Raw genomic sequence first — 24,883 nt, forward strand, 5'->3', positions numbered from 1 at the left:
CGCGCGTCGCAACCCGAGTGTGATGCCTGATCAACGGGACGGGTTCAAGGGGAAGGGGGCGAGTTTTATGACGCATTGACAGGCTGGTCATAGAAACATCCGGAACTGGTCCGACAGCCTCCCGCCGGCTTCTTCTGGCCAAAAATATCCTGGGGTGAATGCGCAACGCGCAGAGGGGCAAGGCCCCTGTTCCCCCGCAGCCCGGTCCCGCGGTGCTTACTTGAAACTGCGGCTTTCCTTGATCTGATCCCAGGCCCAGACCACCTCCTGCAACTGTTCTTCCTGGCTGCGGTCGCCGCCATTCATGTCCGGATGCAAGACCTTGATCAGCTTCTTGTAGGCCTTGCGGATCTCGGCCTTGGTCCAGTGATCCTTGGCGTCCAGAATCTCGATCGCGCGCCGTTCAGTCGGCGGCAGTTTGCGGGTGCCGGTGATCGACTTGCCGGGGTTGCGGGTCGCGTTGGCGCCCAGCACCTGGTGCGGGTCATCCACGCCCAGCCGTGCCCAGGCCCGTTGTTCGTCCTTTGATCCGAAAGGCTTTGTCTCGCGCTCCCACACACGATCCTTTTCGAACTGCTCATGGACCTCGTCCTCGGGCGCGCCTTCAAAGAAGTTCCATTTCAGGTTGTATTCCCGCACATGGTCTTTGCAGAACCACTTGAACTCGTCCAGATGATCCGGCGACCGCGGCGCGCGATATTGCCCCTGTTCTTCGCAGCCGGGATGTTCGCATACCCGTTTCGAAGTCTCGAACGCCCCCGACATCCCACGCTTGCCGCGCGGGTTCTTTTTCTTGGCCGCTGAGACCGAGATGTCAAAACCAAATGGATCATTGTTGGGCATGGGAATACTCTTTTCGACTCGGACCCGAGAGTTTACTGCATTTTCGAGCCGATTGAAGAGGGAAAGGGCAGGAAATGACCAGGGCCGATCAGATTACCAAGGCGTTGCAAACCGCGTTTGCGCCGCAACATCTTGAAGTTATTGACGAAAGCGAAATGCACCGGGGGCATGCGGGTTATCAGGAAGGTGGGCAAAGTCATTTCCGCGTGGTGATCCGCGCGCCGGCTTTCGGCAAGATGTCGCGCGTGGCCCGCCACCGGGCCGTTCACGCGGCGCTGGGGCCGGAGCTGGTGGGGCAGATCCACGCGCTGGCACTGGATATCTCGGACTGACCCGGCTCAGTTGTCCTGACGGGTGACAGCGGGGGCATGGTCGCCTACCGCATTGGCCGCGTCCGCCGATGGCAGCGACGGCGCCGCGTGGCTGTCGACCGGATCCACCGGCGCCGCGACGGCGGGTGCGCGGTAAGCCGGTGCTTCCTCTGTCTCGTCCGTGTCTGTGTCCACGGCGGCTTCTGTCAGCAGCGGGCGACGGAACACCAGGACGTTCTGATAGACCGTGGTGCGTCCGGTAAATCCCGACCGCTCGTCGCAAGGCAGCGTGTCGGCGCGCAGATATTCCCACCCGTCGGCGGCCATGTCATTCAACACTTCGGTCATCGCATGGGCGAACCGGTCTTCGCTGGTCTTGACCCCGCGGGCCTTTTTGCCCTTGCGCGGGGCGGGGATCGCTTCGTATTCGAACATCTGGATACTCTGATCAGGATTGTGGTCGTGCAGACGCTTAACAGGTGGCGTGGCGCATGACCAGACATCGCGCCCGGCCCAAGCGGTTCTGTGCGCAGCGGCGGTTGTGACCGGATGGCCCTGACACCGGACACAGTCCGCGCGATCACGGCACCACCCACATGAGCCTGCACGAAGCCGCATGAAGCCACATTAAGCCGTTGTAAAAACAACACGAAACCCATCCCAATGGATAATTTCCACGCAAAATGGAAAATCGGCATGTCAGAAGGGATTAACACTTGTTAACAGGCTGTTACCAGATCGCAGCCACGCCGATTTCTGCGTGACGGGATCCGGGCGAGACAACGAATATGAGATATGAGACGAGCATGACACACCTAAAGAAGGTCCTTTTCACATCGGTCTGCGCCGCCACCCTGGGTGCGATGCCGGCTGCCGCCATGGAACTGACCGGTGGCGACATTTCCCTTGGTTATTCGGCCTTCAGCGAAGACAGCGACCTGTCGCGCATGGCTGTGGAAGGCTCGTTGGAGCTTGGTATCAACCGCGCATTTTCCGTGCAGTTCGACCTTTCGCATTACGAATTCGGGTTCGTGAACGAGGGCGTGACCTCGGGCGCTGTTCACGCGATCTATCACTTCAATGACACGACCTCGGCGGGTCTGTTCTATGGCCGTGAAAGCAACAGCCTCACCTCGATCGACTTCTATGGCGCCGAGGTCGGCCGCGATTTCGGGGCGCTTGATCTTGAAGCCTATGTCGGGTTCGGCGACGAAAGTGGCGTGTCTGCCACCGCCTTCGGGATTGCCGGCGCCTATCAGATGAACGACCACTTCTCGGTTGGCGCGGCCTATGATCGGGTCGACTTCGATGGCGATGTTCACATCTATTCCACCGCATTCCGCGCGAATTACGAGCCTGCTGAGAACGTGACATTGTATGGTGAAGTCGGATCCGCCGGGATTGGCGCCACTGCGTTCGGCGTCACCGCCAACCTGTCGTCAACCTATCTTGGGCTGGGTGTGGAATACGCCTTCGGAGCCAAGCGTGGTGCCACCTTCGGCGAACGTGGGCTGACGCGTCTGCTGCCGGGGCTGTAAAAAACGAGATTCAAAACGGGTCCAGCGCGGAGCCGCTACGATCAACGTCGTAAAAAGAAAGGGCGCCCGAGCGGCGCCCTTTTTGTCAGCTCCGAAAGGTGAGCCTACAGCCCCAGTTTCGCGGTCACGATCTCGTTCACAGCTTTCGGGTTGGCCTTGCCGCCGGTGGCTTTCATCACCTGACCCACGAAGAACCCGACCAGTTTCGGGTTCTCTTTGGCTTTTTCGACCTGGGCCGGGTTGGCGGCAATGACCTCGTCCACGGCAGCTTCGATGGCGCCGGTGTCAGTGACCTGTTTCATGCCGCGATCTTCCACGATCTTGGCTGGATCGCCGCCTTCGGTATAGACGATTTCAAACAGATCCTTCGCGATCTTGCCAGAGATGTCGCCCTTCGAGATCAGCTCGATGATGCCGCCCAGTTGCGCGGGGCTGACCGGGCTGTCGGCAATGGTCTTGTCGTCTTTTTTCAGACGGCCGAACAGCTCGTTGATGACCCAGTTCGCGGCCAGCTTGCCATCACGCCCGTCGGCGACCTCTTCAAAATACGCGGCGTTACGCACACCGGCGGTCAACACGCCCGCGTCATATTCCGACAAGCCGAAATCGTTGACGAAGCGCGCCTTCTTTTCGTCCGGCAGTTCGGGCAGCGACCGCGCAATGTCGTCGACCCAGTCCTGTTCAATCTCAAGCGGCAGCAGGTCGGGGCAGGGGAAATAGCGGTAATCATGCGCCTCTTCCTTCGAGCGCATCGACCGCGTTTCGTTCTTGTCGGGGTCATAAAGCCGGGTTTCCTGCGTGATCTCTCCGCCGTCCTCCAGAATGGCGATCTGGCGGCGGGCTTCAAAGTCAATCGCCGCCTGAATGAACCGCATCGAGTTCATGTTCTTGATTTCGCACCTTGTGCCCAGATGGCCGAAATCCTGTGTCTCCATGTATTTCTCATACTGGCCCGGACGGCAGACCGACACGTTCACATCCGCGCGCAGGTTGCCGTTTTGCATGTTCCCGTCGCAGGTGCCCAGATAGCGCAGGATCTGGCGCAGCTTGGTGACATAGGCTGCGGCTTCTTCGGGGCCGCGAATGTCGGGGCGGCTGACGATCTCCATCAGCGCGACACCGGTGCGGTTCAGGTCGACAAAGGACATATTCGGGTCCATGTCGTGCACCGATTTGCCCGCGTCTTGCTCCAGGTGAATGCGTTCGATCCGCACACGGCGCGCCACACCCGGCGCCATGTCCACGATCACTTCGCCTTCGCCCACGATGGGGTGATAGAGCTGGCTGATCTGATAGCCCTGCGGCAGGTCCGGATAGAAATAGTTCTTCCGGTCGAATGCGGAAAACAGGTTGATCTCGGCCTTCAGGCCCAGCCCGGTGCGCACCGCCTGTTCCACGCAGTATTCGTTGATCACCGGCAGCATGCCCGGCATCGCGGCGTCGACAAAGGACACGTTCGCGTTGGGTTCCGCCCCGAATTTCGTGGACGCCCCGGAAAACAGCTTGGCGTTCGAGCTGACCTGCGCGTGGATCTCCATCCCGATGACCAGTTCCCAATCGTCCTTGGCACCCGCAATGACTTTCGGTGCAGGGGGTTCATAGGCGAGATGATCCAGCATGTGTGTGTTCCCGTGTTTGGTGATCTTCTGGCCTTCTAGGGCAGGCATGCGCGCGGGGCAAGAGGTGCTGGCAGCCGAGGGTGCACCGGGCCGCTCGGGGCGCGCGACGGGTTCTGGCGCGCGTTGCTCACCCTCAGATTGCGCTGCGGCGCAGCAATTGTGCGATTTTCTGGCAATGGTAGAACGTCATGGGCACAAATTGGCATTATAAACATGATTTTCAGCAAGACTCTGCCAATTGCTGCGCCGCCGCATTGGTGAGGTTGCTAAATGCAACCGCGCCCCTTATTTCGCCGCGATGACGTAAGAAAGACAGCAACCGGACCTGAGCGAGGGACGATGAAACGACTGATTTTGGGCCTGGCGGCGGCGTTGATGCTTGCCCCCAGCGCACAGGCCAACGACATTTTCGGCACGCGTGGGGTGCGCATGCCTATGTTGACGATGAAATGGGATGAAAAACCGCAGGCCCCGGCCTGGACAGATGCCACGATGAAGGCGCTGGAAACCCATGGGACGATCCTGGCAGAGACGGTGCCCGACGATATCGACGCCTGGTGCCCCGGCTACAAGACGCAGGACAAGGTGGGGCGAAATGCGTTCTGGACGGGCCTTCTGTCCACTTTGTCCTTTTACGAAAGCACGTGGCGCCAGACCGCCGTGGGTGGCGGTGGCAAATGGTATGGTTTGGTGCAGATCCTGCCCGCCACCGCGCGCGGTTATGGTTGCCAGGCGCGGTCGGGGGCCGACCTGAAAAAGGGCGAGCTGAACCTTAGCTGTGCCATCCGCATCATGTCGGTCACTGTGCCGCGTGACAACGTGGTGTCCAAGGGCATGCGCGGCGTCGCCGCCGACTGGGGCCCGTTCCATTCCAAGCGCAAGCGCGAAGGCATGCGCAACTGGATCAAAGAACAGAATTACTGCGCGGTCAGCTAGACCCCGCGCACAGCAAAACGAAACGGACAGTGAAAAGAAAACGGGCGGGCCAGACGGCACCGCCCGTTTTTTCTGGTGCTCAGTCGCCCAGCATACGGCCCACCATTTCCTGGCTATCGCGGCTCAACCCGTCCGTGGCGGCGATGCGTTTCAGGGCCGCGGTCATCATGTCCTGCCGGTCCGCGTCATAGCGTCGCCAGGTTTCAAACGCCGTTGTCATGCGTGCCGTGATCTGCGGATTGACCGGGTCGAGCTTGATCAACCAATCCGCCAGCAGCGCATAGGCCTTGCCCGATGCATGATGGAACCCTGCCTGATTCATCGAAAGAGCGCCGAAAAGGGCGCGGAACCGGTTCGGGTTCTTCCAGTTGAACGCCGGATCCTTGGTCAACGTGTCGGCTAGGTCGGCGGCTTTTTCAGGATCAGTATGGGCGACCTGCATGGCAAACCACTTGTCCATGACCAACGCGTCGCCTTCGAAGCGGGTACGGAAATCGGCCAGTTCATTGCTGCCTTTATCGACATCGAGCAGACAGCCAAGTGCACCCAACCGATGGGTCATGTTGTCTGCGCTTTCATAAAGGGCCTGCGCCGCCGCGCCACCATCCAGACGGTTGGTCAGTTTCAGAAGCTCCAGCCCCAGCGCCCGCTTGCCCGCCTGTTCGGCGTTGGGCTCATAGGGCGCGTCCACCTCCATCTCGGCCGAAAGGCGCGGCAACAGGTCTTGCAGATGCTCGGCCGTTGCCTGTTTCAGGGTTTCACTGGCGCGATGGATCTTCTGCGGGTCCGGGGTGACGCCCGCGTCAAACAGGGTCTGCGCCAGATCATCCTGGCCCGGCAGGCCCATCGCCAGCGCGCGGAAGGCCGGGTCAAGGCTGTCGTCGCGCAGCATAACCGTCAGCGCCTCGTGGTAATCTGACAGCGGGGCATCCTCGCCCGTCACCATGGCGATCAGCACATCCTTGGCCAGCGCGCGCCCGGCCTCCCATTTATTGAATGGGTCGGTGTCATGGGCCAACAGAAAGGCGCGTTCGGCGGGCGAGCTGTCACGTTGCAGGATCACAGGGGCCGAGAAGTGGCGCAGGATCGACGGCGTGGGCTTGGCCCCCAACCCGTCGAAGGTGAAACTTTGCCGGGCCTCGGTCAATTCCAGCACCTGAGTCGGCACCACCTCGTCCCCGTTGGGGCCGATCAGGCCGACCGCCACCGGAATATGCTGCGGCAGTTTTTTGTCCTGCCCCGGCGTGGGCGGCGTTTCCTGTTCAAGATGAAGGGTATAGGTGCCGTCCTTGAAGTCATCTGTCACCTTCAGGCGCGGGGTGCCCGCCTGTTTGTACCAGCGCCGGAACTGGGTCAGATCGCGGCCTGTGCTGTCCTCAAAGACCCGCACCCAGTCTTCAATGGTCGCGGCTTCGCCATCATGGCGGGTGAAATACAGGTCGAGCGCCTTGTAGTATTCCTCCTCCCCCACCATCGTTTTCATCATGCCGATCAGTTCGGCGCCTTTTTCATAAATGGTCGCGGTATAGAAATTGTTGATCTCGACGAAGCTGTCGGGTTGCACCTGATGGGCCAGCGGGCCGTTATCCTCGCGGAACTGGCGCCCGCGCAGCGCGATCACATCGTTGATCCGGCACACCGCCTTGGACCGCATGTCGCCTGAAAACTGCTGATCGCGGAACACGGTCAGACCCTCTTTCAGCGACAGTTGGAACCAGTCGCGGCAGGTGATCCGGTTGCCGGTCCAGTTGTGGAAATATTCATGCGCGATGATGGCCTCGATCCGCTCGAAATTGGCATCTGTCGATGTTTCGGGGCTGGCCAGCACGGCGGAGGTGTTGAAGATGTTCAACCCCTTGTTTTCCATCGCGCCCATGTTGAAATCCGACACGGCGACGATCTGGAAAATATCCAGATCGTATTCGCGCCCATACACCTCTTCATCCCATTTCATCGAGGCTTTCAGTGCCTCCATCCCGAAGGCGGTCTTGCCTTCATCGCCGGGACGCACCCACAATTTCAGATCCACCTCTTTGCCGGACATGGTGGTGAACTTGTCCTCGCGCGCGATCAACTCGCCCGCCACCAGCGCGAACAGATAGGCAGGTTTGGGCCAGGGGTCGTGCCATTCGGCCCAGCCTTCGCCGGACCCGGTGGGGTTGCCGTTGGACAGAAGCACCGGCATATCGCCTTCGATCCGCACCCGGAAGGGGGCCATCACGTCGGGGCGGTCGGGATAGAAGGTGATGCGGCGGAAGCCCTCGGCCTCGCATTGGGTGCAATACATGCCGTTCGACATGTACAGACCCGACAATGCTGTGTTTGTTTCGGGGCTGATCTCGACCTCGGCCTCCCATGTGAAAGCGGTGTCTGGCACTTCTGCTGTCAGCCCGCCGTCGACCATCTCGGGCGTGATCTCGGCCCCGTCAATGGCGGCGTGGGTCAGGTTAAGATGCTCACCATGCAGGAAAAAGTCGCGTGATCTGGCATCGGGGTTGGGGGCAAACCGGATGGTCGACCGCACGCGCGTCGCGGTCGGATCCAGAACGAAGGTCAGGGACACGTCCTCGACCAGCCAATTGGGAGGCGTGTAGTCGGCAAGGTAAATGGGCTGGGGCGTTGTGTCGGTCATCGTGAATCCTTTTGGCTCGCGTGCAAGTCGGCAGGTTAGACCCGCCGTCCGGGGGCTGCAAGGCACGAGCGATGCTTGGCTCACGGTTAAGTTTTGCTTATCTGTCGGGGCAGGAAATCCCACTTGTGATTCCCTGCGGTATGCGAGAGTGTACCGCAACTTGTTTGACTGCCGACTGAAGGAACCGGGGATGAGCGATTATATCGACCGCAAAGGATTGTCCGTGCATCGCGAGCTGGGGCGCTTTCTGGAAACGCGCGCCTTGGCCGGGACGGGGCTGAAATACGACGATTTCTGGCGCGGGTTCGCCGAAATCGTGCACGAGCTTGGTCCGAAGAACCGCGCCCTTCTGAAAAAACGTGACGACCTTCAGCAGCAGGTCGACGACTGGCACAGGGCCCGTGCAGGCCAGCCACATGACGCCGAAGCCTATCGCGCGTTTCTTGAAGACATCGGATACCTTGTCCCCGAAGGCCCCGATTTTCAGATTGAAACCGCCAATGTGGACCCCGAGATTGCCGAGATCCCCGGCCCGCAACTGGTGGTGCCGATCATGAACGCGCGCTTTGCCCTGAACGCGGCCAATGCCCGCTGGGGCAGCCTGTATGACGCGCTTTATGGCACCGACGCTCTGGGGGCATCGCCCAAGCCGGGGGGGTATGACCCCGAACACGGCGCCCGCGTGATTGCCTGGGGGCGCGACTTTCTGGATCAGGCGGTGCCGCTGGCTGATGGGAGTTGGGCCGATGTGCAGGGCATTTCGGTCAATGCTGGTGCTCTGACACCTGCGCTGGCCGATCCCGCTCAATTCGCAGGTCATGCCGAGGGGCGGATATACCTGAAAAACCACGGCTTGATGATCGAACTGCGTCTGGACGCGAACACGCCGGTCGGAAAGCAGGACCGCGCCGGCATTTCGGATATCCGCCTGGAAAGCGCGATGTCGGCGATCATGGATTGCGAAGACAGCGTGGCCGCGGTGGATGCCGAAGACAAGGTGCTGGCCTATTCCAACTGGCTGGGCCTGATGGACCGTTCCCTGACCGAAGAAGTCACCAAAGGCGGCAAGAGCTTCACCCGCAAGCTGGCAGATGACATTCACTATACCGCGCCTGATGGCACGCCCATGACCCACAAGGGCCGGGTTCTGATGCTGGTGCGAAATGTGGGCCACGTGATGACCAACCCCGCCATTCTGGATCGCGACGGCAATGAGGTGCCGGAAGGCATCATGGACGCGGTTATCACCACCCTGATCGGAATGCGCGACCTGGACCGAGCGGATGGCAATACGCACAAAGGGTCGATCTATGTCGTGAAACCCAAGATGCACGGCCCGGAAGAGGTCGCCTTCGCCGATGAGATTTTCACCCGCGTCGAGGCGATGTTGGGCCTGCCGCAATATACCGTCAAGCTGGGCATCATGGATGAGGAACGGCGCACCAGCGCGAACCTCAAGGAATGTATCCGCGCGGCCAAACATCGCGTGGCCTTCATCAACACAGGCTTCCTTGACCGCACGGGGGACGAGATTCACACCTCGATGGAAGCGGGGCCGATGGTGCGCAAGGGTGACATGAAAGACACCGCCTGGATCAGCGCCTATGAGGATCGCAACGTCGATATCGGGCTGGCCTGCGGGCTGCGCGGACGTGCCCAGATCGGCAAGGGCATGTGGGCGATCCCGGATCGCATGGCCGACATGCTGGCCCAAAAGATCGCCCATCCCGAAGCGGGTGCCAACACCGCCTGGGTGCCAAGCCCCACGGCGGCAACCCTGCACGCGACCCATTATCACCGCGTCGATGTGCTGGCCCGGCAGGACGAGATCGCCGCCCAGGGCCCGCGCGCGAAACTGGATGACCTGTTGACCATTCCGGTGGCGCAAGGCGTGAACTGGTCGGACGCAGAAATCCGCGACGAGGTGGAAAACAACGCCCAAGGCATTCTTGGCTATGTGGTGCGCTGGGTGGATGCCGGTGTCGGCTGTTCGAAAGTGCCGGATATTCACGATGTGGGTCTGATGGAAGATCGCGCGACCTGCCGGATTTCCAGCCAGGCGCTGGCAAACTGGCTGCATCACGGCATCGTGTCGGAAGACGAGGTGATGGACGCCATGCGCGCCATGGCCCGGAAGGTCGACAGCCAGAATGCGGACGACCCGGCCTATGAGCCGATGGCCCCCGGTTTTGACGGCGAAGCCTTCAAAGCCGCCTGCGCGCTGGTATTTGATGGCCGTGCACAGCCTTCGGGGTATACTGAACCCCTGCTGCACGCGCACAGGCTTGCCAAAAAGGCCCAATGCGCGGCATAGGCCAATAACGGGAGGAGACACATGAACAGGATTTCACTGGAGGCCGCGCGGGTTATCGTGCGCGAAACCCTGAACCACGCCGAAAATGCCAAGATGAAACCGCTATCGGTCGCTGTGGTCGATGCGGGCGGGCATCTGATCGCCTTTGAACGCTCTGACGGGGCGCCCGCCGGTCGGTTCGATCTGGCGCGCGGCAAGGCCTATGGTTCGGTCATGCTGGGCATTGGCGGCACCGCGCAGCGCGACCGCGCCGAGGCGCAGGCCTATTTCATCGCGGCGGCCAATGTGGCCTATGGCGGCAAGCTGGTCCCCGTGCCTGGCGGGTTCATCGTGCGCAACGCCGAAGGTGACATCGTGGGCGGCGTGGGCGTGTCGGGTGACACCTCCGAAAACGATCTGGCCGCGGGCGAGGCGGGCATCAAAGCCGCAGGGCTGGTGCCGGAAGGGTAATCACGCGCCAAACCCGTTGTGCAGGCATCTGCGGTACAGTATCTTTCCGCACCTGAACAGATCACGCGGAGCAGGTATGACCCGACCGATCATTGGCATCATTGGCAACAGCTATCTGGTCAACGACCAATATCCGACCCATGCGGGCGGCACCATGAATTCCGAAGCCATTTCGCAGGTTGCGGGCTGTCTGCCGCTGATCGTGCCATCGGACCCGCGCTTCGTGACGGTAGACGAGCTTCTGGACACCTGCGACGGGTTCCTGTTCACCGGTGGGCGGCCCAATGTTCACCCCGCAGAATATGGCGAGGACGAAACCGAAGCGCATGGCGAATTTGACCGCTGCCGCGACGCCATCACCTTGCCGCTGATCCGGGCCTGCGTCGATCGGGGCCAGCCCTTCTTTGGCATCTGCCGCGGCTTTCAAGAGGTCAACGTCGCCATGGGCGGCACGCTTTATCCCGAAATCCGTGACCTGCCGGGGCGGATGAACCACCGGATGCCACCCGATGGCACGCTGGAGGAAAAATTCGCCATTCGCCACGACGTGCATTTGCACGAAGGCGGCGTGTTTCATCAGTTGCTGGGTGCCACCTGCGTGCGCACCAACACCCTGCACGGGCAGGGGATCAAGACCGCCGGGTCGCGTATCGTGATCGAAGGTCACGCTGATGATGGCACACCGGAAGCCATTGTGATTCAGGACGCCCCCGGATTTACCTTGTCGGTGCAATGGCACCCCGAATACAACGCCACGCAGGATCCCGTCTCGCAAATCCTGTTCCGCGCCTTTGGCGATGCAGCGCGGGACTGGTCGGCGCAGAAAGGGGCTGACCCCGCGATGCGCTCGTCGGTCGCCTGAGCCTGACCTTTCGCTGTTGACCTTCCAGTTGGTGGAACGCCCACGGTGGCGGCCGGACAAAAGGAGATCACATGATTCGATCCAACCCAAAGCTGACATATGCCGGTATCGCGGTTCTGGCCGCGGTTGTGGCAGGCTGGGCCCTGACCCGGACCGCCGCTCCAGATCAGAATGCAATGGGCGCAGGCGACACCGCCGCGCCGGGCGATCCACTCGTGCCGGTGAACATGCCGGCGCTGACCAATGCACAACAGATCGGCCAGACGGTATTCGTGGCCAAATGCGCCGCCTGCCACGGCACGAATGCAGGGGGTGTCGACGGGGCGGGACCCCCCCTGATCCACAAGATTTATGAACCGTCACATCATGCCGACATCGCCTTTTACATGGCGGCCGAACAAGGCGTGCGGGCCCATCATTGGAAATTCGGCGACATGGCCCCGGTCGAGGGGATCACCCGGGCCGAGGTGGCGAGCGTGATCGACTTCATCCGCGCGGTGCAGCGGGAAAACGGGATCAACTGACACCGCCCCGTCCCGGATCGGGGCCGTGTGACAGTCAAAACATCAGGTTTCGGTGCCGGGAGGATGGGGCATCTGTGCCTCGGGCATCCGCGACGGTTGTAGCTTGCAGGCAGTGGTGTCGGGATCCGACGGAATCGGTCCGCCAAGCCGCGCGGCAAACGGCCTCCCGCGATCCGCGCCGTTTCGACGAGCGCTTTTGATCGCATCCAGCGCCAAAGCGCCCGTCGCGATACCACCGGACTCTATGATGGTTTCGCGTAAGGCATCCGTGTTCGCAATACCTGCGCTGCTGAACCGGATATCACGGCATCGGCACCCTGATCACCTGCCTACGGACTATCTGTCACCAGGTTTTTCACCGACAGCAAATTTGCACCCGCCGAGCCTCGTGACAGGTGGCGAGCGACGGTGCCTGAGTTTGCGCGGCGGGTTCAGTTTAAGGTGCGCGATTGAGGGTTTGCGCGGGTGCCCCTACGCGACGCAGGGCAGGGCGCTTGCTTCGAATGCGCGCAAGACCGGGCGGGCCGTGTCGCCATAATGGCACGGATCCGCGCGCAATTCGGGGAACAGGGAAAACAACTCGTCCCGCGCGGCGGCGTCGATGGCCGCCAGGCCTTGGTGACCGGGATGGAAGCTTTCAGTCGCGGCATTGTTGGCGAACACGACTTCGTGGCGGTCGAACATCATGTGGAAATAGGTCACCTGTTCCATCGGGGCCAGCACGGCGCCGCGACCGTCCAACAGGTGCTTGGCGGGCACCATCACTTCGCGTTCGGCAAACAGCAGGCTTGCCTCGTAACCGGCGAAAACCATGCGGTGCTGCGGCGAGACCAGAAGCGGCCTGTCATTGCCGAACCCGCCGGGCGCGATCCGGATCGGGGCCAGGGGGCCGGTGCCGGATACGGTTTTCTGACCCATCCAGCGGATCGGTTGCACCCCGTTGTCGCGGGTCACGACCATATCGCCGGGGCGCAAATCCTGGATGGGGCGTTCCCCGCGATCGGTCAGGATCATGGTGTCTGTGGTAAAGCAGATGATGACGCTTTCGATATTCGTGAAGGTCAGCACCGTGCCATCGGACAGGGTCGCGGTGCCGTTTTCCGAATTGCCCGGATCGAACACCACATCGTCCCAATCGTCGACAAGGTGGTTCAGATAAAGCGTGTCGGTGTCTCCATCATCATCATCTTCGCCACCGTCGATGGTGATCGTCGGCCCCGATCCGTCCAGTGCGGTTGCCGCATCCAGGTTGAATGTGTCTGACCCGGCGCCGCCTGATGCGGTGTCACCCGCCGCCACGTTCAGCGTATCGCTGCCCGCACCGCCATCCAGCGTATCGGCCCCCAATCCACCGGCCAGCGTATCATCGCCGCCCTGGCCATAGATCGTATCTGCCCCGTCGCCACCGTCGATCGTGTCATCGCCATCAAGGCCGGGATTTGGGATTGTGTCGAAATGCACATCCGAGACCCAGATCGCCTGCGTGCCGGACAGTGCGTTGGCATATATGATCTCGATCTCGCTGACCGGGCCTGCGATCTCGATCAGAACTGATCCGCCAAGATCATTCTGGCTTTCACCGACATTGTTTGCGGTGACGGTATTGCCGGACACCGTGTCGCCGCCGCCCGGTGTCAGCGTAACGCTGACGGGATTTCCGTTGGCGTCGATCGCGTTGACCGTGACCACATCACGGTGGTTGCCGGACCCCCAATCCACGTCATTGATACGGAATGAGACATTTGCGACATCATCCAGCGACGAACTGCCCGCGGCCGCCGCGAAATCAATCGTTGTGGTTGATGTCGTGCCGTCGCCATTGCCGTAAAGATAGAGGCTGGAGTTGCGGTCGAAATCCTCACCCGTGGCGGCATAGGTGGTGTCGCTTGTCTCGACCCGATAAACGGGGGCGTTGGTGCCATCGCTTGAGAAGCTGACCGAGACATCCATCTCGCCGGTGTTCTGGGTGAAACCGCCACTCAGATTGGTGCCATCACCGCCTTGTGCGCTCCAGTCCAGGACTTCTGACGGGGCTTCTGCAGGATCGTTGTCACCATAGATGACATCGTCGCCAGCACCGCCATCAATCGTATCGTTCCCATCACCACCATAGACAGTGTCGTTGGCCGCGCCCGCGGCGATGGTATCGTTGCCTTCATACCCATAGATGATGTCGTCATTGCCGCCCGTGCTGATGCTGTCGTTACCATCAACAACCTCGCCATCCTCGTCGACGAAGCTGTTGTCGATGACATCATCACCGCTGGTGCCGGTCAGGATGCCGTCGACCTGTTCGGAATAGGTAAAGACAGGATCGCCCGCATTGACATTCGGGTTGCTGTCATAATCAACGATCTCATAGCTGCGCCCGGCAATGAACGGCGTTTCCGACAGGGTGTAATACCCGCTGGCATCGCCGCCTTCGACCTGCAACTGGACAACCTCAAATTCCTGCCCCGTCACAGTGTCACGCACTGTCCAGGCCAGTTCGGCATCCATGTTGACGCCGGTCGAGGTGTCGCCGCCGATGGTGGCTGTGCCGAAGGCGCTTTCGCCGCCGCTGCTGTCATCGTCCAGCGTCTGGCCCTGAATTCCGGGCTCGTTGTCGGTGATCGTGGCCATCCCGGCCGCGGTGGTGGGGCCTGTCCAGGTAAATGTCGATCCCGTTCCCGTCGGAATGACGCCGGACGGGTTGAGGTCATAGAATTTCACGGAATGGGTCGGCATAGAAAACGGCTTTCTTACATACTAGCTACATGTCCAATCAACTGGACGGTCTTGCAATTCGCTTCTCAGAGGCTCCAAAGATTAGAGCTGCGTGCTGAACAATGGCTTAATCGCAGAAAAACGTGACCGAAAAAAGTCGAAATCATCCCAAAAACAGAACTTTGGCGATTGTCACATCGCTATTTGTGGGGAGCCTGCGCGTTAAACGCTCTTCAGCGGGGTGATTGTCAACCAATCGAAGAAAATCGAATATTGGTAAGAGCGGCTCTGCGTTTTGTGGTGCGTTTTCCACGTCCAGATTCGCGGCGTGGTGCTGTTCAGAGGGTCTGGTTGGGATACTGCTGCATGAACTTCGCCAGACGCGCCAAACCTTCGCGAATCTCGCCCGTTGACCGGGCATAGGAAAAGCGCAGCGTCTGATGCCCGCGCACCGGATCGAAATCCAGACCGGGGGTCACCGCGACGCCTGCCTTGTCGAGGATTTCAGCGGCCAGCGCAGGGCTGTCTTCGGTCAGGTCGCGAACATCGGCATAGATATAGAACGCCCCGTCGGGAGGCGCGATCTTGTCGAACCCGATCTTGGGCAACTCCTCGATCATCAACTGGCGGTTGGTGGCATAGGTGGCCAGGTTCGCGTCCAGCTCGTCACGCGCATCCAGCGCGGCGAGGGCGGCGATCTGGCTGGCATGCGAGGGGCAGATGAACATGTTCTGGGCCAGCCGTTCGATCAGGCGCACGTGGTCTTCGGGCACGATCATCCAGCCCACCCGCCAACCAGTCATCGAAAAATACTTGGAAAAGCTGTTGATCACGTAAATGTCGTCGGAGACTTCAAGCGCCGAGATCGCGCGCCCTTCGTATTGCAAACCGTGATAGATCTCGTCGGCGATGAAACTGGTGCCCTGCGCGTGGCAGGTGCCGATCAGCCCTTCAAGGGCTGCGTGATCCAGCATCGTACCCGACGGGTTGGCGGGCGAGGCGGTGATCAGCCCGGCCAGATCGCCGGGGATCTCGGACGGGATGGGTTGCAGGCGGTTTTCCGCGCGGGTGGGAATGCCCACGGGGGTCAGGTTCAGGGCTTTCAGGATTTGCCGATAGGACGGATATCCCGGCTCGCCCAGCCCCACCTTGTCGCCCGCGTCAAACAGCGCGGTGAAGGCCAGGATGAAGGCCCCGGAACTGCCCGGAGTGACCACCACGCGGGTGGGGTCGATTTCCAGATTATACCAGTCTTTATAAAGTCTTGCGATGCCTTCCCGAAGTGCCGGAAGGCCCAGTGAGACGGTATAGCCCAACGGCTCGCCATTCATCGCATCCGCCAGTGCCTCGCGGGATTTCGTCGGGGCCGGGGTCGACGGCTGACCCACCTCCATGTGGATGATGTCACGGCCCGACGCTTCGGCGGCGCGGGCGGCCTCCATCACATCCATGACGATAAATGGATCGACAATGCCGCGGGTCGAGCTTTTCATGGCAACATCCTTTTGCTGTGCGCCCGTCTGGGTGCCTTCCATGCGGGGTAAAGTCAATGCTGCCCGCCTGCGGATTATGTCGCAGCGCCCACAGGCAGACGACTGGTTGGCAGCGTCGCGCCAATCGCGTAAATGCGGGGTGATCGCGGGATTGTGCAGTTACGGGGCACACCCGGCTGCTAGAGTAGTTGCGCATCGAACTGTGCGCCAAAACAGGAACGGACGAACGACATGAATTTCCTAAGGCCCCTGGCCCTGACCTCTGCGCTGACCTTCGCAATGGCCCTGCCGGGCACCGCGCTTGATCTGACCAGCATGACGGATGACGAACGCAACGCCTTTCGTGACGAGATTCGCGCCTATCTGCTGGACAACCCCGAGGTGCTGATGGAAGCCATCGGCGTGTTGGAGCAGCGCCAGGCCGAGGCACAGGACGCAATGGATGCCGACCTTGTGAAGGTCAATGCCGATGCGCTGTTCAACGACGGGTTTTCCCACGTGGCGGGCAACCCAGATGGTGACATTACCATCGTCGAGTTCGTGGATTACCAGTGCGGATACTGTCGCAAATCCTATGATGTGGTGCAGGAGCTTCTGGAAAAGGATACCGGCGTGCGCCTGATCCTGAAAGAGTTTCCAATCCTCAGCGAGGCCAGCATGTTGTCGGCCCGGTTCGCGATTTCGGGCCAGTTGCTGGCGGGCGAAGATGCCTATGCCAAGCTGCATGATGCCCTGATCACTCTGCGCGGGCCGGTCACGACGGAAAGCCTGATCGCGTTGGGGGATGAGCTTGGGCTGGACGGACAGGCGATTGCCGACGGGATGAACGCGCCCGAAGTGGACAGGATTCTGGCCGATAACCGGGCGCTGGGGCAGCGGTTGCAGATCACCGGCACCCCGGCCTTCGTGATGCACGATACGATGGCGCGCGGCTACATGCCGCTGGAGCAGATGGAACAGATCATCGCCGAGAAACGCAAAGACAGCTAAGCGCGCATTGCCTGCTCAATTTGGGCTGACCTTCCGGGCGGAGCTTGATAGGCTCCGGCCAAAGGAAAGCACGGGCAGGGTTGCTGGAACATGACAATATGGACGACGGGCAGGGCGGGGGCAGTCCTGCTGGCTGCAGGATATTTCGCGCTGGTGACTGGCATGACCAGTGTCGCGCTGGGGCAGGACAGTTCCGCCCCTGCAACATCTGTGCAGCCCGAGCCGCGACCGCATATGGCGGCGGATAGTGCCGCGCCAAACGATCCGACAGCGGTGCCCCCGGCAACCCCGCCACGGCCAAAGCACATGGCACAGAAGCTGACAGGACTGGCCCGACTGGCCGGGGCAGGGGTCACGATCACCGACCGTTGGCGTGGCGCGGCGGTCACGATCGAGATGACACGCGCCGTGCCGTGGCGTGTCTTTACGCTGGACGACCCACAGCGTGTCGTTTTGGATTTTTCCGAACTGGACTGGTCCGGGCTTGATACCAGTGCCCTGCGCGACATGTCTGAGCGCGTGGCGGATCTGCGCGCGGGGCTGTTTCGTCCCGGCTGGACGCGACTTGTCTTGACCCTGTCCGCCCCGATGATGGTGGAAAACGCCTGGATGACCAGCCCCGATGGCGAAGGCGGGACAGCCGTTCTCTCCCTGGATCTGGCGCAATCGTCACCGGAAGAGTTCGCCGCCACCACCGGTGCGCCGGACAGCGCCGTGTTCACCCCCGTCACGCCGCGCCCGATGCCATCGCCCAAGACGCGCCAGACCGGGTTCGGCGACCTTGTGGTGGTGCTGGACCCCGGCCATGGCGGCATTGACCCCGGCGCCGAGCGTGAAGGCGTGGTCGAGGCCGATCTGATGTTGACCTTTGCCCGGCAGTTGAAGGAGACGCTGTTGCGGTCGGGCGGGTTCAAGGTTGTCTTGACCCGTGACAGCGACATCTTCGTCCCGCTGGAGGAACGTGTGACCATTGCCCGCCGGGCCGGGGCCGACGTGTTCCTGTCGCTGCACGCGGATGCGCTGGCACAGGGGCGGGCTACCGGGGCGACCGTCTATACCCTGTCGGACGCGGCCACCGATGCCGCCTCGCAATCCCTGGCCGAACGGCATGACCGGGAGGACATTCTGGCCGGTGTCGATCTGACCCGCCAGTCGGACGAGGTGGCATTGGTCCTGATGGATCTGGCGCGCACCGAGACCACGCCACGTTCCGAAGCCCTGGCCGACGCTCTGGTGGAAGGGATCCATTCGGCAACCCGGTCGACCTATAAAAGCCCGCGCATGAAGGCGGGGTTTTCGGTGTTGAAAGCGCCCGATATTCCGTCCGCTCTGATCGAACTGGGATTCCTGTCCTCGCCCCGCGACCGCAAGCTGTTACAGGATGAAAACTGGCGCAGGCAGGCGGCCGAGGGCATACGTGATGCCCTGCAATACTGGGCCTTGCAGGATGCGGCGAAAAGCGACCACCTGCGCCGGTAAATCAAATATCGTCAGCAGGTTACGCTGCCGCCTTGATGCAGTCCGCAAAGGCGGCAGCCGGGGGTCGCCGGGGTCAGAGACCCTTGGCGCGGTAGCTTGCCGCCACGCGCTTGATCGCCACGATATAGGCCGCCATCCGCAGATCATCCACATCATCGCGGGCATGCCAGACCTCGCGCATGTCCTGATAGGCGGTGCGCATCGTGTCATCCAGACCCGAACGGACCAGTTCCAGCTCATCCGCGCCGCGCAGGTATTTTTCCTTGAACTGCGGCGTCATCGACCAGGCATCGCCCAGATAGCGGTCCAGCCGTTCCAGTTCGTCCACCACAAGTTGGTGGCGTGCCTCTTCCTGGCGGCGCTGCATCCGGCCAAAGCGGATATGGCTCAGGTTCTTGACCCATTCAAAGTAACTGACCGTTACACCGCCTGCGTTGGCATAAAGGTCGGGAATGATCACCGTGCCCTTCTTGCGCAGAATCTCGTCCGCACCCGAGGTCAGCGGGCCGTTTGCGGCCTCGATGATCAACGGAGCCTGGATGCGGTCGGCGTTGGTCAGGTTGATCACCCCTTCCAGCGCGGCGGGGATCAGAATGTCGCAGTCAGATTCCAGCACCTTCGCGCCGTCCTCAAGATACTTGGCGTCGCCAAATCCCTTGACACAGCCGTGCTGCACAATCCATTGGTGCACCGCCTCGACGTCCAGGCCGTCTTCGTTCACAAGGGCGCCGTCCCGTTCGATGATGCCCGTGATCTTGGCCCCGTCCTCTTCCGAAAGGAACTTGGCCGCGTGGTAGCCCACATTGCCCAAACCCTGCACCACGATCCGCTTGCCGTCCAGTTTTCCCTCAAGATTGGCGATCTTCACGTCTTCGGGATGGCGGAAGAACTCGCGCAGGGCATACTGCACGCCGCGCCCCGTGGCCTCGACCCGGCCGGCAATGCCGCCCGCATGTGTGGGCTTGCCGGTGACACAGGCGCGCGCGTTGATGTCGGTCGTGTTCATCCGGGCATATTGGTCGGCGATCCACGCCATTTCGCGTTCGCCGGTGCCCATGTCGGGGGCAGGGACGTTCTGCGACGGGTTGATCAGGTCGCGCTTGGCCAGTTCATAGGCAAAGCGGCGGGTGATCAGCTCCAGTTCGTGTTCTTCATAGTCGCGGGGTTCGATGCACAGCCCGCCCTTGGACCCACCAAACGGCGTTTCCACCAGCGCGCATTTGAATGTCATCAGGGCGGCCAGCGCCTCGACCTCGTCCTGGTTCACCGCCGAGGCATAGCGGATGCCGCCCTTGACCGGCTCCATATGTTCGGAATGGACCGAGCGATAGCCGGTAAAGGTGCGGATTTCACCCCTGAGCCGCACGCCAAACCGAACGGTATAGGTCGAGTTGCAGACGCGGATTTTCTCTTTCAAACCTGTGGGAATATCCATGAGTGCGACCGCACGGTCGAACATCAGGTTCACGGAATCGCGGAAACTCGGCTCTTTGATGTTAGCCATATCAGCCATTTTTCATACCCCTGCGTACTTTGCTGCACCGCCGCAGAATCAATATTCAGCGACATTTCTTTGAACAGGTTAGGCCTAATCGGCCCCAATGCCACCCCGGATTACCGTGCCATTGGTTCGACATCCAATGCAAAACCGTGCTCAGGCGGCTTTCTGTTTTTAAGCTGCGGACAATAAGGCGTATTTGGGCGAGTTTACTCGCTTTCGTAAAGAAATTGCCTTAGTTTTGCCATAGCTTTCGAATTATTATCGAAAGGTTAAAAAAGTTAGTACGTGTGTATTGGTACCGTGCGGGGGCATGGGAAGGGAGATCGACATGAAGCGCCGGAACGACTGCTTGGGCGGTTTCAAATCCAGTGTGGCGGGCCTGTTGCGACGGGGTCGGCTCAACACTTTCGCCCGCGAGGAAGACGGGGCGATGTTCATCCTGACGTTGTTCCTGTTCATGACCCTGCTGATCGTATCAGGCCTGTCGATTGACCTGATGCGATATGAAATGCAGCGCACCCGTTTGCAGGCCACGCTGGACCGCGCGCTTCTGGCTGCGGCCCACCCGGATCAGGAAAACGACCGCAAAAGCGTGGTGATGGATTACTTCAAGCGCGCGGGCCTTGATGGGTTCATCAAGCCCGAAGACGTTGTGGTGACGGTGAAGTCGGACGGCACGTTGGTGTCGGGCTACGCCAGGATGGATGTGCGCACACCCCTTCTGGACAATCCGTTCCCCTTCCTGCCGTCGACCGGCGTCAGTTACCTGAGCGCGCCCGCAGCAGGCGCGGCGGCCAAGGTGAACGCGCTGACCGAGATTTCGCTGGTGGTGGACGTGTCCGGGTCGATGGACAGAACCTCGACCACGGGCAATTCCAAGATTTACGAGCTGCGCAAGGCCGCGAAGGAGTTTTCCAACCTGTTGTTGTGCAATCCGAATGACGGAACGACATCGACCAATTGCACGATCACGCACAAGAAGACATCCCTGTCGCTGATCCCGTATTCGACACAGGTGAATGTCGGGCAGACTTTGCTGTCGAAGTTCACCCGGCAGGATGCCCAGACCGATGCCTATTGCGCGACCTTCTATCCCGATGCGACCTTCCGGTCCGCCTATGTCGATCCGGACGTCCCGTTGCGCCAGGCGGCCAAGTACTATCGCTATGGCGGCAACTACAAACGAAGCACCCCCAATTCCCTCCTGTCCTGTCACACGGACAACTGGCGCGAAGTTGTGCCCTTTGAAGATTCGCCGACCCAGATGGAAGCGAAGATCAATGCCTTGGGCGCCGAAGGCGACACCGCGATCGACATCGGTTTGAAATGGGGTTCGGCGCTTCTGCATCACAAGGCGCAACCCGTTGTGTCGGCACTGATCGACGATGGTAAAGTTGATGCAGCCTTCGCGGGTCGCCCGTTCAATCCGGCCACCACATCTTCGTCGAAGTTCCTGGTGCTGATGACGGATGGTCAGAACACCAATCACCACCATCTGTTTGATGGATACCGGACCGGGCCGTCACCCTTCTGGCTGAACACCCATGAAAACTGGGACATCATGTCGGTCTATAAGGCTGATACAAACAAGTATATGTGGTTCCTGCCGGCCACAGGCGAAACTCGTTGGGAAGAACACCCGTATGGCAAGAACGGTCGCAGTGATTGCTTCTGGTCCAACAAACATGGCAGAGATTACTGCACACCCACACGGTCAGAATTTGATAGCTATACCAGCCAACTGACCTGGCAGGAACTTTGGAAAGAGAACTACACGTGGGGCTTCGTCGAGCGATTTGATTGGCTGTTGCCGGCAAACAAGAACGCGCCCGGTCGCCTGATCTCGAACAGCAATGATTCGGACGGCAATGGCACACGCGACATCGACCAGCGCCTGCTGGATCAGTGCACGGCGGCCAAGAATGCGGGCATCACCATCTATACGATCGAGATGGAAACCCCAGACACGGCGACAGATGCGATGCAGAAATGCGCGTCCACCAAGGTTGGCGAAAGCGGCAAGCCCGAGCTTCTGCATTACAAGGTCAGCGCCTTGGATATCGGCAAGGTGTTTTCGAAAATCGCCGCAGATATCAACAAGTTGCGGCTGATCAACTGATGAGTATGGGCACAGGTCACAGAAACGCCCACGGGGCAGGCAATCTGGAAACAGGAGCGTCCTGACAGGACAACGGAACAGTACGAATGAAACGGGTATGTAAACAGTTTTGGCACAGGTTGCGCGCACGCGATGGCAATACGACCATCGAGTTCGTGATGTGGTTTCCGTTCTTCCTGACCCTGTTCCTGACATCCTTCGAGCTGAGCATCTATGGCATGCGGTCGATGATGCTTGAGCGGGCTGTCGATGTGAACGTCCGCGGCATGCGTCTGGGCACAAACCGCCCCGAGGACATGACCGTCCTGAAAAAGAACATCTGCGAAGACACCATCCTGTTTCACGATTGCGAACGGGAAATGACCATCGACGTGCGCAAGATTGACGGGGTGGGGTGGACCCTGCCCACCGGGCCGATCGAATGTGTCGACCGGTCGAATGACTACAAACAGCCCGACAACGTGGAATACGGGCCGGGCGGCAGTGGTGACCTGTTGCTGATCCGCGTCTGTGTGAAGAAAGACCCGTTCTTCTTCACAACGCCTTATGTCATGGGTCTGCCGCGCGACAAGTCCGGCGCGGTCGCGATTGTTGCCATGTCAACTTATGTGAACGAACCATGAGGGCAGGGACGATGTTTAGCAATCTGAAGACACTCCTCGCCTCCGGTGGCCGCACGGTGCGGCGCGCACGGGCGGGCTTGCGCAAATTCGCGCGGGTCGAGGCCGCATCAATCACGGTGGAAAGCGTGATCATCCTGCCTATCCTGCTGTTCGGACTGATGGCAACCTATACCTATTTCGAGGCGTATCGCCGCCAAAGCCTTGCGCTGAAAGCGAATTATGCGATCGCCGACTACCTGTCGCGGCTCAACTCATTCGATCGCACGACGCTGGAAGGGCTGGATGAGCTGTTCGAATACATGTCCGGGACCAGGGAAGGCAGTTGGGTGCGCGTCACCGTCGTGGAATGCAACCAGTCGCCAGCGCGCTGCAACGATCTGACCCCGCGCAGGTTGGGACGAGGTGTGTCAAAAACCAGCCTTCACAGCGGCGTTCAAAACCACACCCGCACCACCATGCGCGAATATCTGGGGCCGTATATTCCCAAGATGTACAAGGGCGAAAAGCTGATCGTTGTCGAAACGGTCGCCAAATATGTGCCACCCTTCCCCGTTCGCTGGACCGGAATCTATCCGCGCGATCTGGTGAATGTCACCGTCACGAGCCCGCGCGAGTATGACGGTCTGTGCTGGAAGGTCCAACCGGAAGACTGCCCGCTGCCGTCTACGTCGTGAACCGGGTCTGATCTGACGCAGGCCGGGGCAGCCTGACCCAGATCGGCATGTGATCGGACAGATCATGTGCGAAACGGTTATAGTCCGGGGTGCCGTCTGGCAGTCGGCCGGGGCCGGCCTCGGTGAACAATTGCACGAAATCGAACATGCCATAATCGAACTGGTCGCGCCCAAGCGTGCCCGCCAACCCGTTATGACGCCCACGCGGCAGGCGTGTATCATCGGCCAGCCACGCGATGTGGTCATAGGTCTGGGTGCGCCGTGCGTTGGTGTTGAAACTGCCATCCAGGAACGGGAAGTTCACCTTGGCATCCAGCCGCCGCTTGGCGTTGATCCCGGTCACATAGTTTTCGATCCCGATCCGCCGGTCGGCGTTCGAGCTGTCGAAATCCATGTTCAGATCCCCCATGATCAGGATGATCTTGCCCCGTTCGCCGACTGTTTTGCGGCTGTCATGCAGAAGCCACTCCAGAAGCGCAAAGAATTCCTGCTCCCGCTCGTTCTTCTTGCCGGACACCAGATGCGCGTTGACGGCATAAAACTCGTATTGGCCATCCGGTCCGTCGATCACGAACTCGACCAGATAGGGGCTGCGGATGAACTGAACGAATTTGGAAAACTGTGACCCCATCAGGCGGGTGGTGTTCTGCACCCAGTTCATCAACTGCTCGAGATAGCCGGGGTCGTCCTGACCCGGCACGCTGGTGTCAAAGGAGGCTTTCAGCGCCTCGTTCATGTTTGCGGCGATCGCGGTGCGGTCATAGGACAGGTCCGAGGCCAGATGCCCCAACCGCACCCGGTCCTCGCGATACAGATAAGCAAATCGTTCCGACATGCCGCGATAGCCCGGGCTGCGTCCCGTCACATCGCTGTAGATCACGCCATAGGGTGCGTTCAGCGCCGCAAGCAGGGCGTCCAGCGCGCCGGTGGCGTCCTGTTGTTCCTGAATGGCCAGCAGATCGGCCTGCGCGGCGATGCGTTCAATCATCCGCGTGGCGCCCGCGCTTTTCTTCAACCCGTCCCGGTCGGCAACCGCCCCGAATTTGCGAATGTTCCACGACATCAGGATCACGGACCCCTCGCGCCGTTCCGGCAGGCCATAGGCTTCTGGGTTTTGGGCAAGGGCTGCGTCCAGATGTGCCTCGATCTCTCGCCATTCGGCGTCGGTAAAATGCTGGGCCATGGGTGCCTCAATCCATAAACGAATGCTGCAAGTATAGCAGGAAACGGCCCCACGCGCTTGCCCCCAAGCAATTTGTGCAAAAATGC

General features: G+C 60.6%; 20 protein-coding genes. 12 read left to right on the forward strand and 8 right to left on the reverse strand.

The window, feature by feature from the left end; genetic code table 11:
• Positions 1 to 216: 216 nt before the first annotated feature.
• Entirely contained in the window at positions 217 to 843 is a 627-nt protein-coding gene (locus tag MUY21_RS07420; protein ID WP_248409689.1) for a J domain-containing protein, read from the reverse strand.
• A gap of 74 nt (positions 844 to 917) precedes the next feature.
• On the opposite strand from MUY21_RS07420, the gene MUY21_RS07425 reads away from it, so the two are divergent.
• Positions 918 to 1,175, forward strand: a complete 258-nt coding sequence (locus MUY21_RS07425) for a BolA family protein (protein ID WP_248409690.1) — start codon at positions 918 to 920, stop codon at positions 1,173 to 1,175.
• Between the two features lie 6 nt (positions 1,176 to 1,181).
• Here MUY21_RS07425 and MUY21_RS07430 read toward each other — a convergent pair whose 3' ends face one another.
• A complete protein-coding gene (locus tag MUY21_RS07430) occupies positions 1,182 to 1,595 on the reverse strand; it encodes a DUF4177 domain-containing protein (protein ID WP_248410032.1) in 414 nt (137 codons plus the stop codon).
• Positions 1,596 to 1,960: 365 nt separating this feature from the next.
• Here MUY21_RS07430 and MUY21_RS07435 point away from each other — a divergent pair, with 365 nt between their 5' ends.
• The gene (locus MUY21_RS07435) at positions 1,961 to 2,692 is read left to right on the forward strand and encodes a porin (RefSeq protein ID WP_248409691.1); all 732 of its coding nucleotides are present in this window, start codon (positions 1,961 to 1,963) and stop codon (positions 2,690 to 2,692) included.
• A 104-nt stretch (positions 2,693 to 2,796) separates the two neighbouring features.
• Here MUY21_RS07435 and gatB read toward each other — a convergent pair whose 3' ends face one another.
• Entirely contained in the window at positions 2,797 to 4,311 is a 1,515-nt protein-coding gene (gene gatB, locus MUY21_RS07440; RefSeq protein WP_248409692.1) for an Asp-tRNA(Asn)/Glu-tRNA(Gln) amidotransferase subunit GatB, read from the reverse strand.
• Between the two features lie 339 nt (positions 4,312 to 4,650).
• On the opposite strand from gatB, the gene MUY21_RS07445 reads away from it, so the two are divergent.
• Positions 4,651 to 5,247 carry a transglycosylase gene (locus MUY21_RS07445; protein ID WP_248409693.1) on the forward strand — a complete coding sequence of 199 codons (597 nt, stop codon included), beginning with the start codon at positions 4,651 to 4,653 and terminating at the stop codon, positions 5,245 to 5,247.
• 79 nt (positions 5,248 to 5,326) lie between these two features.
• Here MUY21_RS07445 and pepN read toward each other — a convergent pair whose 3' ends face one another.
• Positions 5,327 to 7,879 (reverse strand): aminopeptidase N, encoded by a 2,553-nt coding sequence (gene pepN / locus MUY21_RS07450; RefSeq protein WP_248409694.1) that lies wholly within the window; start codon positions 7,877 to 7,879, stop codon positions 5,327 to 5,329.
• 190 nt (positions 7,880 to 8,069) lie between these two features.
• Between pepN and MUY21_RS07455 the strand changes: the two genes are divergently transcribed.
• The 4 genes from MUY21_RS07455 (at position 8,070) to MUY21_RS07470 (ending at position 12,029) form a co-directional block, all read left to right on the forward strand.
• Positions 8,070 to 10,193, forward strand: a complete 2,124-nt coding sequence (locus MUY21_RS07455) for a malate synthase G (protein ID WP_248409695.1) — start codon at positions 8,070 to 8,072, stop codon at positions 10,191 to 10,193.
• Positions 10,194 to 10,214: 21 nt separating this feature from the next.
• The gene (locus tag MUY21_RS07460; protein WP_248409696.1) at positions 10,215 to 10,643 is read left to right on the forward strand and encodes a heme-binding protein; all 429 of its coding nucleotides are present in this window, start codon (positions 10,215 to 10,217) and stop codon (positions 10,641 to 10,643) included.
• A 76-nt stretch (positions 10,644 to 10,719) separates the two neighbouring features.
• Positions 10,720 to 11,505 carry a gamma-glutamyl-gamma-aminobutyrate hydrolase family protein gene (locus MUY21_RS07465; protein WP_248409697.1) on the forward strand — a complete coding sequence of 262 codons (786 nt, stop codon included), beginning with the start codon at positions 10,720 to 10,722 and terminating at the stop codon, positions 11,503 to 11,505.
• 71 nt (positions 11,506 to 11,576) lie between these two features.
• On the forward strand, positions 11,577 to 12,029 hold the full coding sequence (locus tag MUY21_RS07470; RefSeq protein WP_248409698.1) for a cytochrome c: 453 nt from the start codon (positions 11,577 to 11,579) through the stop codon (positions 12,027 to 12,029).
• A 471-nt stretch (positions 12,030 to 12,500) separates the two neighbouring features.
• On the opposite strand, the gene MUY21_RS07475 is transcribed toward MUY21_RS07470, so the two are convergent.
• Both MUY21_RS07475 and MUY21_RS07480 read right to left on the reverse strand, forming a co-directional pair.
• Positions 12,501 to 14,756 (reverse strand): Hint domain-containing protein, encoded by a 2,256-nt coding sequence (locus tag MUY21_RS07475; protein ID WP_248409699.1) that lies wholly within the window; start codon positions 14,754 to 14,756, stop codon positions 12,501 to 12,503.
• Between the two features lie 317 nt (positions 14,757 to 15,073).
• The gene (locus MUY21_RS07480; protein WP_248409700.1) at positions 15,074 to 16,228 is read right to left on the reverse strand and encodes an aminotransferase class I/II-fold pyridoxal phosphate-dependent enzyme; all 1,155 of its coding nucleotides are present in this window, start codon (positions 16,226 to 16,228) and stop codon (positions 15,074 to 15,076) included.
• Between the two features lie 231 nt (positions 16,229 to 16,459).
• Here MUY21_RS07480 and MUY21_RS07485 point away from each other — a divergent pair, with 231 nt between their 5' ends.
• Together MUY21_RS07485 and MUY21_RS07490 are read left to right on the forward strand one after the other, a co-directional pair.
• Positions 16,460 to 17,218: a DsbA family protein gene (locus MUY21_RS07485; protein WP_248409701.1), complete on the forward strand. Its 759-nt coding sequence runs from the start codon at positions 16,460 to 16,462 to the stop codon at positions 17,216 to 17,218.
• 90 nt (positions 17,219 to 17,308) lie between these two features.
• A complete protein-coding gene (locus MUY21_RS07490) occupies positions 17,309 to 18,697 on the forward strand; it encodes an N-acetylmuramoyl-L-alanine amidase (RefSeq protein ID WP_248409702.1) in 1,389 nt (462 codons plus the stop codon).
• Between the two features lie 73 nt (positions 18,698 to 18,770).
• On the opposite strand, the gene MUY21_RS07495 is transcribed toward MUY21_RS07490, so the two are convergent.
• A complete protein-coding gene (locus MUY21_RS07495; RefSeq protein ID WP_248410034.1) occupies positions 18,771 to 20,201 on the reverse strand; it encodes a Glu/Leu/Phe/Val dehydrogenase in 1,431 nt (476 codons plus the stop codon).
• Positions 20,202 to 20,526: 325 nt separating this feature from the next.
• Between MUY21_RS07495 and MUY21_RS07500 the strand changes: the two genes are divergently transcribed.
• The 3 genes from MUY21_RS07500 (at position 20,527) to MUY21_RS07510 (ending at position 23,614) form a co-directional block, all read left to right on the forward strand.
• Positions 20,527 to 22,317: a Tad domain-containing protein gene (locus tag MUY21_RS07500; protein WP_248409703.1), complete on the forward strand. Its 1,791-nt coding sequence runs from the start codon at positions 20,527 to 20,529 to the stop codon at positions 22,315 to 22,317.
• A gap of 86 nt (positions 22,318 to 22,403) precedes the next feature.
• Positions 22,404 to 22,940, forward strand: coding sequence for a TadE/TadG family type IV pilus assembly protein (locus MUY21_RS07505; RefSeq protein WP_248409704.1), 537 nt, complete (start codon positions 22,404 to 22,406; stop codon positions 22,938 to 22,940).
• An 11-nt stretch (positions 22,941 to 22,951) separates the two neighbouring features.
• Positions 22,952 to 23,614, forward strand: a complete 663-nt coding sequence (locus tag MUY21_RS07510; protein WP_248409705.1) for a hypothetical protein — start codon at positions 22,952 to 22,954, stop codon at positions 23,612 to 23,614.
• Here the strand turns inward: MUY21_RS07510 and MUY21_RS07515 are convergent.
• The gene (locus tag MUY21_RS07515) at positions 23,604 to 24,797 is read right to left on the reverse strand and encodes a hypothetical protein (RefSeq protein WP_248409706.1); all 1,194 of its coding nucleotides are present in this window, start codon (positions 24,795 to 24,797) and stop codon (positions 23,604 to 23,606) included. The genes MUY21_RS07510 and MUY21_RS07515 overlap by 11 nt on opposite strands.
• Positions 24,798 to 24,883: the final 86 nt, after the last annotated feature.

Origin of the sequence: Aliiroseovarius sp. S2029 (assembly GCF_023195575.1) — a bacterium.
Lineage (GTDB): Bacteria > Pseudomonadota > Alphaproteobacteria > Rhodobacterales > Rhodobacteraceae > Aliiroseovarius > Aliiroseovarius zhejiangensis.

Coding starts and splice junctions, on each gene's coding strand:
- MUY21_RS07420 (WP_248409689.1), bottom strand. CDS start 843: ATGCCCAACAATGATCCATTTGGTTTTGACATCTCGGTCTCAGCGGCC.
- MUY21_RS07425 (WP_248409690.1), top strand. CDS start 918: ATGACCAGGGCCGATCAGATTACCAAGGCGTTGCAAACCGCGTTTGCG.
- MUY21_RS07435 (WP_248409691.1), top strand. CDS start 1,961: ATGACACACCTAAAGAAGGTCCTTTTCACATCGGTCTGCGCCGCCACC.
- gatB (WP_248409692.1), bottom strand. CDS start 4,311: ATGCTGGATCATCTCGCCTATGAACCCCCTGCACCGAAAGTCATTGCG.
- MUY21_RS07445 (WP_248409693.1), top strand. CDS start 4,651: ATGAAACGACTGATTTTGGGCCTGGCGGCGGCGTTGATGCTTGCCCCC.
- pepN (WP_248409694.1), bottom strand. CDS start 7,879: ATGACCGACACAACGCCCCAGCCCATTTACCTTGCCGACTACACGCCT.
- MUY21_RS07455 (WP_248409695.1), top strand. CDS start 8,070: ATGAGCGATTATATCGACCGCAAAGGATTGTCCGTGCATCGCGAGCTG.
- MUY21_RS07460 (WP_248409696.1), top strand. CDS start 10,215: ATGAACAGGATTTCACTGGAGGCCGCGCGGGTTATCGTGCGCGAAACC.
- MUY21_RS07465 (WP_248409697.1), top strand. CDS start 10,720: ATGACCCGACCGATCATTGGCATCATTGGCAACAGCTATCTGGTCAAC.
- MUY21_RS07470 (WP_248409698.1), top strand. CDS start 11,577: ATGATTCGATCCAACCCAAAGCTGACATATGCCGGTATCGCGGTTCTG.
- MUY21_RS07475 (WP_248409699.1), bottom strand. CDS start 14,756: ATGCCGACCCATTCCGTGAAATTCTATGACCTCAACCCGTCCGGCGTC.
- MUY21_RS07480 (WP_248409700.1), bottom strand. CDS start 16,228: ATGAAAAGCTCGACCCGCGGCATTGTCGATCCATTTATCGTCATGGAT.
- MUY21_RS07485 (WP_248409701.1), top strand. CDS start 16,460: ATGAATTTCCTAAGGCCCCTGGCCCTGACCTCTGCGCTGACCTTCGCA.
- MUY21_RS07490 (WP_248409702.1), top strand. CDS start 17,309: ATGACAATATGGACGACGGGCAGGGCGGGGGCAGTCCTGCTGGCTGCA.
- MUY21_RS07495 (WP_248410034.1), bottom strand. CDS start 20,201: ATGGCTAACATCAAAGAGCCGAGTTTCCGCGATTCCGTGAACCTGATG.
- MUY21_RS07500 (WP_248409703.1), top strand. CDS start 20,527: ATGAAGCGCCGGAACGACTGCTTGGGCGGTTTCAAATCCAGTGTGGCG.
- MUY21_RS07505 (WP_248409704.1), top strand. CDS start 22,404: ATGAAACGGGTATGTAAACAGTTTTGGCACAGGTTGCGCGCACGCGAT.
- MUY21_RS07510 (WP_248409705.1), top strand. CDS start 22,952: ATGTTTAGCAATCTGAAGACACTCCTCGCCTCCGGTGGCCGCACGGTG.
- MUY21_RS07515 (WP_248409706.1), bottom strand. CDS start 24,797: ATGGCCCAGCATTTTACCGACGCCGAATGGCGAGAGATCGAGGCACAT.